The sequence below is a fragment of the Embleya sp. NPDC050154 genome, assembly GCF_044460165.1.
Classification (GTDB): domain Bacteria; phylum Actinomycetota; class Actinomycetes; order Streptomycetales; family Streptomycetaceae; genus Embleya.
This window is the reverse complement of sequence record NZ_JBITJP010000014.1, coordinates 136,566-153,164: the sequence shown is the minus strand read 5'-3', so window position 1 is coordinate 153,164 and position 16,599 is coordinate 136,566. Positions and strand designations below refer to the sequence as shown.

Below are 16,599 nucleotides of genomic sequence, written 5' to 3'. Positions count from 1 at the left end.
CGTCGGCGCAGTTCAGCGGGTTTTCCAAGGAGGACTCCACAGAGTTATCCACAGTGGGGATAACCGAGCAGATCCTGTGGATAACCCCTTACGGTCCAACGAGTGACCGGGATGCGAGTAACGGCTTGCATCCCGGATTCATCACCGTGGGTCATTAGGCAGATTCATCGGGTGACATCGATCAGGTGATCTGTGCGGTCCTGATCAGCACTATCGCCACGATGATCGCGGTCACCGCGAGCACGGTCCCCACCTGGATCAGCGTGCGATTGCGCTGCGGTGCGTAGACCATCCCGATCGCGGTGAGAGTGCCCGCGACCAGCCCGCCCATGTGCGCGCGCCAGTCGATCGCGCTCATGTTCAGAAACGTGATCATCAGGTTGAGCGCCAGCAGGATGAGCAGCGGGCGCAGGTCGTACCGGAGCCGGCGACCGAGCACGATCATCGCGCCGAACAGCCCGAACAGCGCCCCGGACGCGCCCAACGAGGCCTGATGGGGGTCCGCGATCAGGTACGACAGCGCGGTGCCGCCGAACGCGGAGACCAGGTACAGGGCGATGAACCGGATCCGGCCCAGCGCGGCCTCCAGCGGCGGTCCCAGCATCCACAGGCCGATCATGTTCAGCGCGATGTGCCAGATCTGCTGGTGCAGGAACGCGGCGGTGAGCAGCCGGTACCACTGACCCTCGGCGACGCCCTGCCACTCGCCGCCCATGAAGTAGCGGCCGAAGAGGATCATCCGGTCGACGAACTTGTCGCCGACCACCAGGACCAGCAGGAAGACCGCGAGGTTGAGCCCGATCAGGGTCTTGGTCACGATCGCGTTCGCGGGCGCAATCCGGCCGCCGGCCACGGTGCGTGCCTCGCGTACCTGCCGGGTGCCCTGCCGTACGCAGTCCGGGCACTGGAAACCGACCGACGCGCTGACCATGCAATCGCCGCAGACGGGGCGCTCGCAGCGCGTGCAGCGGATGTTCGACTCGCGGTCGGGATGCCGGTAGCACACGGGCGGTCCGGCCGGACCCGCCGCGCCCGGTTGTTGCTGGTCGGGGCTCATGCTCACCTTCAGGCACGCGACGCGGGCCGGGACCCGAAGGCCCCGGCCCGTGTGCTCGGGGTTCAGGACTTGACGGTCTCGACCTCGACGGTGTTGATCACGACGTCGGAGGCCGGACGGTCACGCATGTCGGTCTCGGTGCCGGCGATCGCGTCGACGACCTTGCGGCTCTCCGGGTCGGCGACCTCGCCGAAGATGGTGTGCTTGTGGTTCAGGTGCGGCGTGGCACCCACGGTGATGAAGAACTGGGAGCCGTTGGTGCCCGGTCCCGCGTTGGCCATCGCCAGCAGGTACGGCTTGGAGAACTGCAGATCCGGGTGGAACTCGTCGGCGAAGCGGTAGCCCGGGCCGCCGGTACCGGTGCCCAGCGGGTCACCGCCCTGGATCATGAAGCCGGAGATGACCCGGTGGAACACGGTGCCGTCGTACAGGCGCTCGGTGGTCTTCTGCCCCTTGCCCGGGTGGACCCACTCGCGCTGCCCCTGCGACAGCTCGACGAAGTTCGCGACCGTCTTCGGCGCGTGGTTCGGGTACAACCGGATGCGGATGTCCCCGTGGTTGGTCTTGATGGTGGCGAAAAGATCCTCGGCCACTGATGCGCCTTCCCTACGGTTGCACGGACGGTCTTCCTGAATCCTCGAAATCCTCGCATGCTGCGGGCGGCTCCTGCCACGAGGCCGCCCCCGGCACGGTTCCACCGTACGGATCCCGGGCGGATACGCGGCGCATGATCCCGGGATCGTCGGGAACAGATAGCGGATGAACCCGGCGAGTAGGAGGATGTCGTGACCCGCATGGATCCGGTACGTGAGGCGACCGGCAGGACCAGGGAGCGGCTCGCCCCACACGCCGCCAACGCGAAGGACGCGGCGGCCCACTACGCGGGCGCGGCTCGTGATCGAGCGGTGGAGACCACCCGCGAACGAGTGGTCCCCGCCTTGGTGCAGGCCAAGGAGAACGCCGCCCCGCGGGTGGAGCACGCGGTGGAGATGGCCCGCCACCGGGTCCGCCACGACGTGGTGCCGCGTGTGCACCTGGTGGTCGACCAGGCCAGGGAGGCGGCCGAGCCCGTCCGTGACGAGGCCCTCTCGCGGGCCGGTGCGGCGCTGTCGGTGATCAAGGGCGAGGTGACCGCGGCGGAGATCGAGAAGGTCACCCGAAAGAAGCGGCGCCGCGGCCGAGGCCGTCGGTTCCTGCTGATCACCGCGGTCGCGGGCGGCGGCTACGTGGTCTTCACGTGGTGGCGGCGGCGCAACGCGCAGCCCGAGTGGCTGACCGACGAACCGGATGTGGCGCCGCAGGGCTCGGCGACCACGCCGACGACCGTCGAGACGCTCGACAACGAGGTCAAGCCCGCCGAGGACGAGTTCCGCTCGACCGCGCCGAAGACCGACTGACCGCGACCCGCGTCGACTCACAACAGTCGACTCACGGCATACGACGAAGGGCCCGCCGCACCGGATGGTGCGGCGGGCCCTTCGTCGTGCGCACCTCGGGTGCGCGGTCTGTGGAGCCTAGGGGAGTCGAACCCCTGACATCTGCCTTGCAAAGGCAGCGCTCTACCAGCTGAGCTAAGGCCCCTCGGTGCCGAACCAGATTACCGGTAATCCGGGTCGGGGTGGACAACACCTCACTCGGGGAAAGGGACGTTTCACGTGAAACGCGCCCTTCCCCCGGATGGGTTCAAGCTTTTGCGGGGTCTCCCGCAAGATCTGTTCAGCGGGTGGCAGTGCCCGCCGGAACCGCGTCCGTCGCCTCGGTCCACAGATCCTGCTCGGCCCGATCCGCCTGGATCTGGCGGTAGACCAACAGGCCACCTACAGCAGCCAAAGCCACCAGGATCAGCTTCTTCATCAGCGTGGCCTCTCCGTCCTGCGAGTGACGTTCGTGCACCTGTCCGTACGCCGGAGCGCCGCGGCCGGGTTGGGCTCGACAATAACAGGTGCACGGAGGCACCGACCAATACCGAAAGCCCCGGTCAGGCGCCGGTCGGTGACCCGCCGGGCCGGCGGGGCGGGAGAAGCAGAGGGCCCCGGAGGCGGTTGCCTCCGGGGCCCTCTGCCCTGCCGTGTGCGGATGTCCTCGGTCAGTTGGGCCAGTTGCCGTGGCCGCCGCGGAGGTCGCCGCCCATGATCGGGTTGCCGCCGCCACCACGGGAATCGCCCGTGGACGGTGGCGGAGTGGTGGCACCGCCGGTGCTGCCGCCGGGGCTGCCCGAGGAGGGCGGCGGCGACGAGGTGGCCGGCTGCGGGCCCTTGGAGACGGTCAGGTTGATCGTGTTGCCCTCGGTGACCTTGCCGCCCGGGTTCTGGCTCTGCTTGATCACCGTGCCCACCGGCTTGTCCGCGCTGTACTGCTCGGACTTGGTCACCTTGAGCTGCAGGTTCTCCAACTGTGCCTTGGCGTCGTCATAGGACGAGCCGACCACGTTCGGCATGTCGTGCTGCGGCTTGCCGCTGAAGACGTTGAGGGTGACCTTGTCGCCCTCGTTCAGCTCGGTGCCGGAGTCGGGGCTGGTCGAACACACGGTGTCGCGGGTGCAGTTGGTCAGCGTCTGACTGCGCTGCACCTCGGCGACCAGGTTCGCGGCCTTGAGCTTGGCCGTGGCCTCTTCGTCGGACAGCCCCTTGAGACCGGTGGGGACGGTGGTCTTCTTCGGACCGCCGAAGGCCCAGACCTGGATCGTGTCGCCCTTCTTGGCACTCGCCCCGGCCTCGGGGATCTGCTTGCAGATGTTCCCCTTCACGGAGCCGGCGACCTGCGGGCACTGGGTCGGATCGTCGTTCATCTTGAGCTTGAAGCCGGCGTTCTCGACCGCCCTGCTCGCCTCGTCCACGGTCTTGCCGACCAGGACCGGCGCGCTCGCGGACTTGTCCTCGTCGCCGCCCATCAGCGTCTTGCCGACGAAGAACGCGGCGACCAGGACGGCGATGCAGGCCAGGGCGAGCAGGATCCACGCACCGCCCCGGGACTTCCCGGGCTCGTCCCGGCGCCGATCGTTGTCGTCGAGCTCGTACTGTCCGGTGTTCGGCCCCTGACCGTGTGCCGGGATGACCTGGGTCGCCCCGCCCGCGGTCGGCGGCAGGTACTGCGTCGCCGGGTCGGCTCCCATCGGCGCGGCCATCACGCTCGGCGCGCCCACCGGCAGCCCGTGCAGGGCTCGCTCGATGTCGGCGCGCATCTCATCGGCGCTCTGGTACCGGTTGTCCGGGTTCTTGGCCAACGACTTGAGCACGATCGAGTCGATCGTCGGCGAGACCTCCGGATCGAAGGTGCTCGGCGGCAGCGGATCCTCGCGCACGTGCTGATAGGCCACCGCGACCGGCGAGTCGCCGATGAACGGCGGACGCTCGGTGAGCAGTTCGTAGAGCAGACAACCGGTGGAGTACAGGTCGGTGCGGGCGTCCACGGTCTCGCCGCGCGCCTGCTCCGGGGAGAGGTATTGGGCGGTGCCGATCACGGCCGCGGTCTGCGTCATCGTCATGCCGTTGTCGGCCATGGACCGCGCGATGCCGAAGTCCATCACCTTGACCGTGCCCTGCCGCGTCAGCATGACGTTGGCGGGCTTGATGTCGCGGTGGATGATCCCGTTGCGGTGGCTGTACTCCAACGCCTGGAGCACACCGGCGGTCATCTCCAGCGCGCGCTCCGGCAACAACCGGCGGCCGGAGTGCAACAGCTCGCGCAGCGTCGAGCCGTCCACGTACTCCATCACGATGTACGGGATCGAGATCCCGTCGATGTAGTCCTCACCGGTGTCGTAGACCGCGACGATCGCCGGGTGGTTCAGCGAGGCGGCGGATTGTGCCTCGCGTCGGAACCGGGCCTGGAACGTAGGGTCACGGGCGAGATCGGCGCGCAGTGTCTTGACGGCCACACTGCGTCCCAGACGAATGTCACGGCCCATGTACACCTCGGCCATGCCACCACGGCCGAGGACCGCGCCGATCTCGTACCGGTCGCCGAGGCGACGCGGCTCTTCCATAACTTCCAGCCCTTCCCTTACCGGTCCACGGCCTTCGGTCTTCGGCCGGCCGAGACCGGGTCGGTTGCCCGACCGGTCCGGCGCGTTCTCCGACACGGTACCGGTGCGACGCCCCGCGGGACCGTCACACCCGAGTCACGAGGGCACGTCGGTATCTGATTGCAGTAGTGGTCGGAGTGATCAGGTGTGCGATCGCGGGCCATGGCTCACTTCTTGACCACGGCTTCCATGATGGACTTGGCGATCGGGCCGGCGAGCTGGCCACCGGCGATGTCGTCCCGCTCGACGTTGTCGTCGGGCTCGACCACGACCGCGACGGCGATTTTCTTGCCGTCGGCGCCCTTGGCGTACGAGACGAACCACGCGTACGGCTTCTTGCCGTTGTTGAACCCCTGCTGCGCGGTACCGGTCTTGCCGCCGACCTCGACGCCCTGGATCGCGGCGGGCTTGCCGGTGCCGTCCTTGACGACGCCCTGCATCATGTCCCGCAACTGCGCCGAGACCTCGGTCGAGACGGCCTCGCTGAGCATCTGCGGCTGGGTCTTCTCCAGCACCGAGAGGTTCTGCGCCCGCAACTCGTCCACCACGTACGGCTTCATCACCTTGCCGTTGTTGGCGATCGCGGCGACGACCATGGCCATCTCCATGGGCGTGGACGCCACGCTCTCCTGGCCGATCGAGGACCGCATGAGCTGTCCGCCGTCGTTGCCGCCCGGGAACAGGCTGGGCTTGACCCGGCTGGGAATGTCGAGCGGGTTGTCGTTGGCGCCCTTGCCGAAGTTGTTGAAGCCGAACTTCTCGGCCTGCTCCTTCAACTTGGCCTCGCCCACGTCGGTGCCCAGTTGGGCGAAGACCGTGTTGCAGGACAGCTCGAGCGCTCGTTGCACGGTCGCACCGATGCACCCCGGGTGGTTCTTCTCACTCAACCCCTGCGTCGACGACGGGTAGAACAGCGTGTCGCCCTTGAGCGGGACCGTCGGTGCCTCGTTCGGCTTGGCCTTGCCCTCGGACAGCGCCGCCGCCGCGGTGATGAGCTTGAAGGTCGAACCGGGCGGATAGGTGTACCGGATCGCCCGGTTGTCCATCGGCATCTTCGGGTCGAACTTGGTGTCCGGCTTCTTGCGGTTCTTGTCCGTGTCCAAGGTGAGCTGGTCGTACGCCTCGGCCACCTCGTTGCGGTTGTTCTGGGCGAGGACGTTCGGGTCGTAGGACGGTGTGCTGACCATCGCGAGCACCTTGCCGGTTTCCGGGTCGAGCGCGACCGCGGCGCCGGTCTTGTCCTTGAGGCCGTTGTACGCGGCCTCCTGCGCCTTGGCGTTGATCGTCAGCGCGACGTTGCCGCCCCGGGTGCCCTTGTTCGTCACCGTGTCCAGCACCTTGCGGACGAACAGCCGGCTGTCCTTGCCGCTGAGGATGTCGTCGTCGATGCTCTCCAGCAGGTTCTTGCCGACGAACGGCGAGATGTAGCCGGTGACCGGCGCGTACATCGGGCCGAACTCGTACTTGCGCAGGAACTCGTACTGCTTGTCGTCGGTCTTGACCGAGCTGGTGATCGGCTTGCCCTCGACCAGGAAGTCGCCGCGCGGGTGCGAATACTTCTCGTAGATCGCCCGTTTGTTGTGGCTGTTGCTCGCATAGTCGTCGGCCTTGACGACCTGGACCCAGTTGGCCCGAAGCATCAGCGCCGCGACCAGGATCAGGCAGAAGACGGAGACCCGCCTCAAAGGCTTGTTCACGGTATGTCCCTCCCCTGGACGTGCGTTGCGGCCGTCACGGGTTCTGCCCGCCGGTGCCGCTCTGGCCCGGTGGGCCGTACGGAGTGCCGCCGCCGGGGTTCGGCGGGGGAACGAAGGGTCTGGGTGGCGTTCCGGATCCGCCCGCGGGCGGTGTCGCGCCGGGGCCGCCGGGGGCACTGGGCACCCCGCCCGCCACGGTCAGCGCCTCGGGCGAGGCGGAACCGCCGGCCGGCGTCGAACTCGGCGTCGACGGGGTGGGTGTGCCGGCCGCGGGGGTGCCACCGCGGTTGGAGGCGTGCGAGCCGCGCCGGGGCGCGACGCCCTCGCTCGGGTCGAACGCCCCGGCCGGTGGGGCGGGTCGGCGGGCGGTGTCGCTGATCCGGATCAGGATCGCGATCAGGGCCCAGTTGGTGATCACGGACGAGCCGCCCTGGGCCAGGAACGGCATCGTCATACCGGTCAGCGGGATCAGGCCGGTCACGCCGCCCGCGACCACGAAGACCTGGAGCGCGACCGAGACCGACAGACCGGCCGCGAGCAGCTTGCCGAACGGGTCGCGGGCGGCCAGCGACGTGCGCAGGCCGCGCTCGATCAGCAGCGCGTACACCATGAAGACGGCCATCATCCCGGCCAGGCCCAGCTCTTCGCCGACCGTGGTGAGGATGAAGTCGCTGCGCGCCGCGAAGCCGATCTCGGTCGGGTGGCCCTGGTTGAGGCCGGTACCGAGCAGACCGCCGGTGCCGTAGCCGAACAGCGCCTGGGCGAGCTGCTCGGACTGCACCGAGCCGTCGCCCTTGTAGACCGCCAACGGGTTCAGCCAGGCCGCCACGCGGTCGTGCACGTGCGGCTCGAAGGTTCCGACGATGGTCGCGCCGCCGACCGCCATGATCACGCCGAACAGCAGCCAACTCGTGCGCTCGGTGGCGACGTAGAGCATCACCACGAACAGGCCGAAGAACAGCAGCGAGGTGCCCAGGTCGCGTTCGAACACCAGGATCAGGATGCTCAGCAGCCAGACCACCACGATCGGGCCCATGTCCCGACCACGCGGGAAGTACAGCCCCATCACCTTGCGACTGGCCAGCGCGAGCGCGTCCCGCTTGGCCATCAGGTAGCCCGCGAAGAAGATCGTCAGCACGATCTTGGTGAACTCGCCGGGCTGGAAGTTGAACGGGCCGAGCCGGATCCAGATCTTGGCGCCGTACATGTCGCCGGGGAACGGGATCGGCGACACCAGCAGGACCAGCGAGAGCGCCATGAACGAGTAGGTGTAGCGCTGGAGCAGCCGGTGGTCCTTCATGATCACCACGACGCCCGCGAACAGCGCGATGCCGATCGCCGAGTACATCAACTGGGACGAGGCCGCCGCGGTGCCCTTGACGTTGTTGGGGAGGCCGATCCCCTTGACGATGTCCAGGTCGAGCCGACTGATGAACATCAGGCCCATGCCGTTGAGGAACGTGGCCAACGGCAGCAGCAGCGGGTCGGCGTACGGCGCGAACTTGCGCACCAGCAGGTGGGCGAGGCCCGCGAAGACGCCGAGGCCGAGCCCGTACTTGACCAGGCTCCCCAACGGCAGTGACCCGTCCCCCGCCAGTCCCACGTTGGCATAAGCCAGCATCGGCACCAGAACCGCGAAGCCGAGCATCATCAACTCGGTGTTGCGGCGATTCGGTGCGGCTTGGGGGGTGATCGTCGTGTTGCTCACGGCGCTCCCCTCAGTTCGTTCCGGTGGTTCCGGGCGGTCGCGGATAGCACTGCTTGGCCAGGTCGGCCTCTTCGGCGGTGAGCCCCGATCCCGGTGCCTCCGGCGCCGTGGCCGGCGGTGCGGAACTCGGTGGCGCCGATCCGGCAGGCGCGCTCGGGCTGGTGGTCGACAGACCCCTGCCCTTGCTGCCCGGTTCGGTCGGTGGTGCCGACGAGCGGCCGCTGCGCGACGCGGTGGTCGGGGTGTGCTTGCCCACCGGTGCGTTGGTCTGGAGCGCGGCCGGCGTGCCCAGGTTCTGCTGCGGGAACAGGTCCACGCTGCCGGCGGGCTGGGCGCCGGGGACACCCTCGACCTTCTTCGCGTCGTCCGCCGCGTAGGCCCTGCGACACACGTCGGCCTGCCGCTTGAGCCGGTCGATGGTGTGCCGGGCCTCGGTCAGACTGGCCGCGTCGAGCGTGCTGTTGACCGCGTCCCGGTTGGTCTGGCCGATCATCGTGAGCTTCACGTCGTCGTAGCTCTGATACGTGCTCGCGAGGTTGAGGCCCAGGATCTTCGAGTCGATCCCCCGGTAGATCGCGACGTGGTCTCCTTTGTCGGCCACGAAGTATTGCGTCTGGGTCCAGTAGTACGCGCCGCCGAGCGCGGCCACGAGCACCGCGACACCGCCCCAGATCGGCAGGGTCCTGCGCAGCGTGGACTTCGGCTTGGGCTTGCGCCGGCTGCCCGGCTCGGAGACCAGCGCCTCGGTCTCGTACTCGCCGGCGGTCAGCTCGCGGGCCCGGGAGGCGGGTGTGGTCGGCAGGGTCGTGGTGTCGTCCACGATGCTGGCCACCGCGCCGACCACGATCGGGCTGTCCGAGGGCTGGTCGGACGGATCCACGACGTCCGCGACGATGCACGTGATGTTGTCGGGGCCGCCGCCGCGCAGCGCGAGCTGGATCAGCTCCTGCACCGCGTCGTTGGGGTTGGGGTAGGTGAGGAGGGTGCCCTCCATCGTCTCCCGGCTGACCACCCCCGACAGGCCGTCGCTACAGATGAGGTAGCGGTCGCCGGGGCGGGCCTCGCGCACCGACAGGTCCGGCTCGACGTGGCCGCGCCCGTCCAGGGCACGCATCAGCAGCGAGCGCTGCGGATGGTGGTCGGCTTCCTCCTCGGTGATCCGGCCCTCGTCGACCAGGCGTTGCACCCAGGTGTGGTCCTGGGTGATCTGTTCCAGGGCGCCGTCACGCAGGAGGTAGGCACGGGAGTCGCCGATGTGGGCGAGGCCGAGTCGGCTCCCCGTCCACAACAGCGCGGTCAGCGTGGTCCCCATGCCCTCGAGCTGGGGATCGTCGTCGACCATCACACGCAGTCGGTCGTTGGCGCGATCGACCGCCGAACGCAGCGCGTCCAGCAGGTCGGCTCCGGGCACGTCCTCGTCGAGTTCGACGATGGTGGACAGGACTTCGGAGCTGGCGACTTCGCCCGCTGCCTGCCCGCCCATGCCGTCGGCGACCGCGAGCAGCCGAGGGCCGGCATAGCCGGAGTCCTCGTTGCCTTCGCGGATCATGCCCTTGTGGGATCCGGCGGCGAAGCGGAGAGAGAGGCTCATTCAGGCTACCTGCGCAGCTCGATAACGGTCTTGCCGATGCGGATCGGCGCACCGAGCGGCACGGGGGTCGGACCGGTCAGGCGCGTACGGTCCAAGTAGGTACCGTTCGTCGACCCGAGGTCTTCGACCACCCAGCTGCCGTCGGGCGCAGGGTAGATGCGGGCGTGCCGACTCGACGCGTAGTCGTCGTCGAGCACGATGGTCGAGTCGTGCGCCCGGCCGATGGTGATCTGCTGATCCGTCAGATTGATCGTCGTGCCGGTCAGCGAGCCCTCGGTGATCACCAGCTTGCTGGGGTTGTTGCGCTGGCCGCGGCGGGGCCGGGCCTGCTGCCGCTGCGGAGGCGGGGCCGGCTGCGCCTGCGAGGGCGGAGCGGCACCTCCTCCACCGGCGGCGGGCGCGGCGGTTCTGCGCCGCGCGGGTCGTTGGGTCACGCGAGTGCCGAAGAGGTCGCTACGGATCACCTGTACGGCGACGATCACGAACAACCACAGCACAGCGAGGAAACCCAACCGCATAACGGTGAGGGTCAGCTCAGACATGCGCCCGTTGTCACCCCTCGGCTTGGCGGAACACGACAGTGGTGCTGCCGAGCACGATGCGGGATCCGTCGCGCAGACCGGCACGCTGACAGTGCTGACCGTCGACGACGATCCCGTTGGTCGAACCGAGGTCCGTGATCGACGCGGGAGCGCCGATGCGGATCTCGGCGTGGTGCCGCGAGACGCTCGGATCGTCCACGCGAACTTCCACATCGGTGCTGCGGCCCAACTTCACGACCGGGGCAGTGAGCTCGTGACGCACCCCGTTGACCTCCAGCCAGGTACGCAGCCGTGGTGCCGGCGGCGGACTCTGACCGTAGGCTGCCTGCTCCCCCGGCTGCGGCCGGGGAGGCGTCGGCGTTCCCGGGGTCCCGGGCGGGCCGAAGGGCGGTGGTGCGGGCACCCCGGGCGGGGGTGGCCCGCCGGGTCGACCGTATCCATAACCCTGTGGTGGCTGCTCCGGTTGCGGCCCCCCGCCCGGGAAGGGCGGTTGGTGTGGGGGCTGCTGTTGTTCATGGTGCGACTGACTGCCCGCGAGTGCCTGACTGCGCACACGGTACAGACCCGTGTCCAGGTCGTCGGCATGCTCGAAGTGGACCTCGACCGGACCGATGAAGGAGTAGCGCTGTTGTTGCGCGTAATCCCGCACCACGGTCGCCAGCTCGCCGCCGAGTTGCTGCACGTACGGACTCAGGCGCTCATAGTCGTGTTGGCCGAGCTCGACGACGAAGTCGTTCGGGACCATGGTTCGGTCGCGGTTCCAGATCGTCGCGTTGTTGTCGCACTCGCGCTTGAGCGCGCTGGCGATCTCGACGGGCTGGACATCCGACTTGAACGCCTTGGCGAAGGCGCCGTTGACCAGGCCCTCAAGCCGTTGCTCGAACTTCTTCAGGGGACCCACGGGCACCTCCTTCCGTACGCGATCGGCCGGTCCGGTCCTACAGTCTGCTCACTGATCGTATCCACGCGTGGGAAACGGGCGCGGTTCCCTACCGTGGCCACTGTAAGGAGTGTTGGCTTTCACAGGGATTCCTACACCCTGTTGCCCCCTCCGTGGCTCGCTTGCAGTAGTTGTGCCGCGACCGTGTGCGTGGCCGGGGTCGAACCCCGTTCACCGTACGGTGCAGGGCAAGCATGCCGGAGAGGCGGGGGTCGTGGGGATCCCGGTCCACAAAGATGAACCGTTGGTTGCTCTGGGTGTCCATACGGATGCTCATGGTGTGAGCGGTGCGGCCTGCGGGTATGGATTCGTATCGGACCTCGCGCCCGTGCTAATCTTTGATTGCTCGCGCGGGTGGCGGAATAGGCAGACGCGCTGGATTCAGGTTCCAGTGCCCGAAAGGGCGTGGGGGTTCAACTCCCCCCTCGCGCACCGAGCAAAGGCCCCAGGTCATCGACCTGGGGCCTTTCTGTATGCCCTGCCGGGTAGGTCCGGTGGTGTCGTGGCGGGTCTTGGCGGTGGGCCGTGCGCCGGCTCCGGGGAGGATCGGTAGATGTCGGGTACTGCGGTGGGGCGGGAATTCGTCGTCCCGGGTTTTCGGGACAGGTCCGATGTGGCGTCGAAGGCGCTGGGCAAGGGGCTGCGCGAGCGGGTGTCGCGCGGCGCGCACGCCGACTTCGAGCCCGCGGTGGATCGGCCCGGTGTCGTGGAGAGCGTCGAGCGGGCCAACGCCGGGCGGCTCGAGCACCTGGTGCCGTTGCGGATCGGACGGATGGCGGCCTCGCCGTTCGCGTTCCTGCGCGGGTCGGCCGGGTTGATGGCGGCCGACCTGGCCGCGCAGCCGGTCACCGGGTTGACCGGGCAGATCTGCGGTGACGCGCACGCCGGGAACTTCGGGGTGTTCGGCACCGCCGAGGGACGCCTGGTGATGGACCTCAACGACTTCGACGAGACCGTGCAGGGTCCGTGGGAGTGGGACCTCAAGCGGCTGACCGCGTCGCTGGTGGTGGCCGGTCGGGTGGGCGGCCTGGACACGGACGCGTGCCGTGCGGCCGCCTACGACGCGGCCGCCTCGTATCGCAGGACGATGGCGGTGCTGGCCCGGATGCCGGTGTTGCAGGCGTGGCACGCGATCGCCGACGAGTCGCTGGTGGCGCACGCGGACGCGGGCGAGTTGTCCGGGCTGCTGGCCCAGGTGACCGCGAAGGCCCGGCGCAACACCAGCGCCCGGTTCGCGGCCAAGTCGACCCGGCAACGCTCGGACGGCACCTGGCACTTCGTTCCGGAGCCGCCGGTGTTGACCGCGGTGGACGACGACCTCGCCCGCGCGGTGGCCGCCGGCCTGGAGGGCTACGTGGACACCCTCTCCACCGAACGGCGGCCGCTGCTGGCCCGGTTCGCGATCGAGGACGTGGCGTTTCGGGTGGTGGGCACCGGCAGCGTGGGTACCCGGGCGTACGTGGTGCTGTTGCTGGGCAACGGCGACGAACCGCTGGTGCTCCAGGTGAAGGAGGCGCGGCCCTCCGCGCTCGCGCCGTATCTGCCGCCCGCCCACGTCGAGCACGAGGGGCGCCGGGTCGTGGTCGGCCAGAAGTGGATGCAGGCCCATACCGACGGGCTGCTGGGGTGGACCTCGATCGACGGGCGCGCGTACATGGTGCGGCGGTTCCGCAACATGAAGGGGAGCATCGACCCGAGCGCGCTGGCCGCGCACGAGATAGACGACTACGGGCGGATGACCGGCGCGCTGCTGGCCCGCGCGCACAGCCACTCCGTGGACCCCAAGGTGCTGGCCGGCTACTGCGGCAAGAGCGACAAGCTGGAGGAGGCGTTCGCCAAGTTCGCGGTGCGTTACGCGGATCGCACCGAGGCCGACCACGAGCAACTGCTCGCGGCCGTGCGCTCGGGTCGGCTGCCGGCCGAGACCGGGGTCTGACCCGGGGTCAGCGGCGGGCGGCGAACAAGGGCTCCAGCAGCGCCCGGGGCGGGACGCCGGCGGGCAGGTCCGAGACCTGCCCGTCGCCGACCTCGATCACCCGCCACGCGCCGTCCCGGCGCCGGGCCAGGTCCGTGGTGCAAAACGGCGAGCCCAGCTCTTCGACGGCCGTGCGGACCGCGGTCAGGTCCGGCGGCTCGGTGTGCCCGGCGGGTGTGTCGGGGTGCGCCGTGCTCAGCACGGGGACACCGTCGACCCACCACACCCGGGTCTCGGCGCCGGTGAACTCCTCGAACGCGCGATAGAGCACGCCACCCTGCAATGCGGCGCCCTGCCGTTCGAGGAAGGTGCGCACCACCGAGCGGGTGTGCGCGACGTCGGCGACATCGGGCACGAAGCACGCCTCGTGCCATTCGTGCTTGCGCGACTTCACCCAGTCCTTGACGATCGCGGGGCCCGCGCCGAGCAGCGCGGGGTCCTCCACCGTGCGCGGCGTCAGGTCGCGGAAGCGGGGATACCAACCCGGGAGTTCGTGGGCCGCCCGATAGTGCTCGGGCGAGGTGGCCAGGCTCGCCCCACGCGAGTGCAGCGCCGCGTCCAGCGCGGCGTAGTGCGGCCCGGGGATCATCCAACCCCGATAGCGCAGCGGTCCCCGGTCGTGGGGGACGCGTCGCACCGCCTCGTGCGCGTCGCCGCGCACGAGGGCCTCGTGGTCCACGCGCGCCACCGGGATCCCCAGCGCGAGCGCTGCCTCGGCCTCGGGGGCGAAGTGGGGGTCGGTGCGGCGGGGGTTCAGGGGGTCCGTGGGGACGAGCAGGACCTCGGGTGCGCCCTCCCCCGGGGGTGGTGTCATGGGGAGGACGGTATTGCGTGGGCATGCCGGATGAAGGGTGGACCCTTCATCCGGCCGTGCGCCCTATGACTGCTTCATCGACGCGATGGACGCTCGCGTGAACTCGATGAGGTGCTTGCGCCGGTTCGCCCGGGCCTCCTCGGACTCCGAGTCGGCCCCGAGCAGTACCCGCGACATCTGCGGCATCGTCTGTTGCCAGGCGGCGACGCCGATGAGCGAGAAGAGCAACTGGGCGACGTCGGGCGAGGGCTTCACGCCGAGATGGTCGGCGAACTCCTGAAGTTTGGCGGCGTAGCTCGTGACTCGCCGCTCCTCGTCCGGAACCGGGTCGTGACCGTAGTACAACGCCTCCCACACCAGCAGCCGGAGCAGCTCCGGGCGGGCGCAGTAGAAGTCGTAGACCTGGGCGATGTACTCGGCCGGGTCGTCGTTGGGCATCGTGACGACCGTGTTGAGCTCTTGGAGCGACTCCGTCAGCACGTGCTGGAAGAGCTGCTCCTTGTTGCCGAAGTACGCGTAGATGCGCTCCTTGTTCACCCCGGCGCGCAGGGCGATGCGGTCGACGCGGGCGCCGGCGATGCCGTGCTCGGCGAACTCCGCGCGGGCGGCGTCGAGAAGTTTGGCTCGGGTGCGTGCGGTGTCGGGCGGCATGGCTGGATCTTATCCCCTCTAGCCAACTGCTTTGTTGGATCGACTGGCCAGGGACGGCCTGACCATGCTGCCCTACCACATAGGCTGCTGGGGGGTGTTGCGAGTGATTTGATCTTCAAAGTCCGGCAGACGCGCCCGCCGGCCGGTGTCGCGCGGGAACAGAACAGCACACAAGGGACGTGATGGACGAGGTCAGCGCGCCGACCCCCTGGTCGGACCCCGAAATCGCCGAGTTGGAACGACAGGTCGCCGCGGCGGAGACCGCGCTGCTCGACGACGAAGTCGATGTGACGACCCTTCAGGTCGAGCTGGACAACCTGGCGATCGTGCACCACCGCCGGCTCGGGCCGCTGTACGAGCGGCTCGACGAGTTGGACGCGTTGATCGCGGAGGCGATCGCGGCGCACACCGGCGATCCGGCGGACATCCGGCGTGCGGTCGAATTGCGTGGTGTGGTGACGGACATGCCGGACTTGGACTCGCTTTTGGGTGCCCTGGACGGCGCGGGCGGCGGCGAGCCGGGCGAGGCGGCCGACGAGCCGCTGCCGGTGCCGGAGGTGCACCGGGTCAGCCCCGGAGCCGAGGCCCGCAAGCTCTTTCGCGAGCTGGCCCGCCGGGCGCACCCGGACCTGGTCCAGGATCCCGAGGAGAAGCAGCGCCGAGGCACCTTCATCGCCCGGGTGAACGCCGCCTACGCGCGCGGCGACGTGACCGAGCTGCTGGCCCTCGGCACGGAATGGGCCACTTCCCCGGAGGGTGCGATCGGCCCGGACGCGGAGAGTCGGGGGCAGTGGCTGCGCAGCCGGCTGGCCTGGCTCACCCACCGGCGGTCCGAACTGGCCGGCCTGCGCGATCAGCTGATGGAGGGCGCGATGGGGCAATTGCTCCAGCTCGCCCCGCACGACCCGGACGGACTGCTCGAGCACCTGGCCGATCAGCTCCTGCACGACATCGCGGAGAAGGAGAAGGTGCTCGGCACGCTCGTCGAGTCCTGATCGGGGCTCGGCTCGCCGCATCGCCCGGGCCGGCTGCCCGTCCGGGCCTGGACCCCTCCCGGGCCGGCCGGATGGGCGTCGGTCGGCCCGGGGAGGTTGCCGCCCACCCTGCTCGCCGCGGCGGTACACAGCCGTCATTTCGGCCGCGTGTCGCGGATGACGGCCGGACGGTTCGCTCTTTCGAGGCACCTGTGCGCGGCGCCGATGACCGACAATGTGCGATGAGCGCGGCCGGACGGGTTCCGGGCGCCCGACCCACCGGAGATCCGATGCACCTGTCGCCCCCGCCGGCCGTCCCCGCCGCCGCGGTCCCTGACGACGCCTTCGTCCTGGACGTACGGGAGGTGCACGAATGGGACGCCGGTCATGTGGCCGGTGCCCGGCACATCCCGATGAGCACGCTCCTGGAGCGGATCGACGAGGTTCCGCACGACACGCGTGTGTACGTGATGTGCCGGGTCGGCGGGCGCTCCGCCCAGGTCGCGCACTATCTGGGGCAGCAGGGTTGGGAAGCGATCAACGTCGACGGGGGGATGCTCGCGTGGGAGGCCGCCGGGCGACCCATGGTGAGTGAGACGACCCTCGCCCCGGTGGTGGTGTGATCG

15 protein-coding genes and 2 tRNA genes are annotated in these 16,599 nt (G+C 69.3%); 5 read left to right on the top strand and 12 right to left on the bottom strand.

All coding sequences use genetic code 11. The features are described from left to right. Positions 1–181: 181 nt before the first annotated feature. Together ACIBSV_RS27965 and ACIBSV_RS27960 are read right to left on the bottom strand one after the other, a co-directional pair. A complete protein-coding gene (locus ACIBSV_RS27965) occupies positions 182–1,057 on the bottom strand; it encodes a rhomboid family intramembrane serine protease (protein WP_395867716.1) in 876 nt (291 codons plus the stop codon). Between the two features lie 62 nt (positions 1,058–1,119). Beyond that, complete coding sequence (locus ACIBSV_RS27960) at positions 1,120–1,650, bottom strand: peptidylprolyl isomerase (RefSeq protein ID WP_395867714.1); 531 nt, start codon at positions 1,648–1,650, stop codon at positions 1,120–1,122. A 201-nt stretch (positions 1,651–1,851) separates the two neighbouring features. Between ACIBSV_RS27960 and ACIBSV_RS27955 the strand changes: the two genes are divergently transcribed. Beyond that, positions 1,852–2,454 carry a DUF5324 family protein gene (locus ACIBSV_RS27955; RefSeq protein ID WP_395867960.1) on the top strand — a complete coding sequence of 201 codons (603 nt, stop codon included), beginning with the start codon at positions 1,852–1,854 and terminating at the stop codon, positions 2,452–2,454. Between the two features lie 111 nt (positions 2,455–2,565). Here the strand turns inward: ACIBSV_RS27955 and ACIBSV_RS27950 are convergent. The 8 genes from ACIBSV_RS27950 to ACIBSV_RS27915 all read right to left on the bottom strand — a co-directional run bounded on the left by ACIBSV_RS27950 (position 2,566) and on the right by ACIBSV_RS27915 (position 11,520). Further along, positions 2,566–2,638 (bottom strand) — tRNA-Ala (locus tag ACIBSV_RS27950). A gap of 135 nt (positions 2,639–2,773) precedes the next feature. After that, entirely contained in the window at positions 2,774–2,911 is a 138-nt protein-coding gene (locus ACIBSV_RS27945) for a DLW-39 family protein (RefSeq protein ID WP_020557117.1), read from the bottom strand. Between the two features lie 232 nt (positions 2,912–3,143). After that, the gene (pknB, locus tag ACIBSV_RS27940) at positions 3,144–5,042 is read right to left on the bottom strand and encodes a Stk1 family PASTA domain-containing Ser/Thr kinase (protein WP_395867712.1); all 1,899 of its coding nucleotides are present in this window, start codon (positions 5,040–5,042) and stop codon (positions 3,144–3,146) included. A gap of 206 nt (positions 5,043–5,248) precedes the next feature. Next, the gene (locus tag ACIBSV_RS27935; RefSeq protein WP_395867710.1) at positions 5,249–6,778 is read right to left on the bottom strand and encodes a peptidoglycan D,D-transpeptidase FtsI family protein; all 1,530 of its coding nucleotides are present in this window, start codon (positions 6,776–6,778) and stop codon (positions 5,249–5,251) included. Positions 6,779–6,812: 34 nt separating this feature from the next. After that, a complete protein-coding gene (locus ACIBSV_RS27930; RefSeq protein WP_395867708.1) occupies positions 6,813–8,486 on the bottom strand; it encodes an FtsW/RodA/SpoVE family cell cycle protein in 1,674 nt (557 codons plus the stop codon). A gap of 10 nt (positions 8,487–8,496) precedes the next feature. After that, entirely contained in the window at positions 8,497–10,077 is a 1,581-nt protein-coding gene (locus ACIBSV_RS27925) for a PP2C family protein-serine/threonine phosphatase (RefSeq protein ID WP_395867706.1), read from the bottom strand. Positions 10,078–10,082: 5 nt separating this feature from the next. Next, the gene (locus tag ACIBSV_RS27920; RefSeq protein ID WP_395867704.1) at positions 10,083–10,619 is read right to left on the bottom strand and encodes an FHA domain-containing protein; all 537 of its coding nucleotides are present in this window, start codon (positions 10,617–10,619) and stop codon (positions 10,083–10,085) included. A gap of 10 nt (positions 10,620–10,629) precedes the next feature. Next, entirely contained in the window at positions 10,630–11,520 is an 891-nt protein-coding gene (locus ACIBSV_RS27915; RefSeq protein ID WP_395867702.1) for an FhaA domain-containing protein, read from the bottom strand. A 387-nt stretch (positions 11,521–11,907) separates the two neighbouring features. Here ACIBSV_RS27915 and ACIBSV_RS27910 point away from each other — a divergent pair. Together ACIBSV_RS27910 and ACIBSV_RS27905 are read left to right on the top strand one after the other, a co-directional pair. Next, a tRNA-Leu gene (locus ACIBSV_RS27910) sits at positions 11,908–11,991 on the top strand. A 121-nt stretch (positions 11,992–12,112) separates the two neighbouring features. After that, positions 12,113–13,495 carry a DUF2252 domain-containing protein gene (locus ACIBSV_RS27905; protein ID WP_395867700.1) on the top strand — a complete coding sequence of 461 codons (1,383 nt, stop codon included), beginning with the start codon at positions 12,113–12,115 and terminating at the stop codon, positions 13,493–13,495. 7 nt (positions 13,496–13,502) lie between these two features. On the opposite strand, the gene ACIBSV_RS27900 is transcribed toward ACIBSV_RS27905, so the two are convergent. Together ACIBSV_RS27900 and ACIBSV_RS27895 are read right to left on the bottom strand one after the other, a co-directional pair. Then, positions 13,503–14,348, bottom strand: coding sequence for an ATP-grasp domain-containing protein (locus ACIBSV_RS27900; protein WP_395867698.1), 846 nt, complete (start codon positions 14,346–14,348; stop codon positions 13,503–13,505). Between the two features lie 63 nt (positions 14,349–14,411). Further along, the gene (locus tag ACIBSV_RS27895; protein ID WP_020557109.1) at positions 14,412–14,999 is read right to left on the bottom strand and encodes a TetR/AcrR family transcriptional regulator; all 588 of its coding nucleotides are present in this window, start codon (positions 14,997–14,999) and stop codon (positions 14,412–14,414) included. 182 nt (positions 15,000–15,181) lie between these two features. On the opposite strand from ACIBSV_RS27895, the gene ACIBSV_RS27890 reads away from it, so the two are divergent. Both ACIBSV_RS27890 and ACIBSV_RS27885 read left to right on the top strand, forming a co-directional pair. After that, on the top strand, positions 15,182–15,994 hold the full coding sequence (locus ACIBSV_RS27890) for a hypothetical protein (RefSeq protein WP_395867696.1): 813 nt from the start codon (positions 15,182–15,184) through the stop codon (positions 15,992–15,994). 269 nt (positions 15,995–16,263) lie between these two features. Then, the gene (locus ACIBSV_RS27885) at positions 16,264–16,596 is read left to right on the top strand and encodes a rhodanese-like domain-containing protein (protein WP_395867694.1); all 333 of its coding nucleotides are present in this window, start codon (positions 16,264–16,266) and stop codon (positions 16,594–16,596) included. The last annotated feature ends 3 nt before the right edge of the window (positions 16,597–16,599 follow it).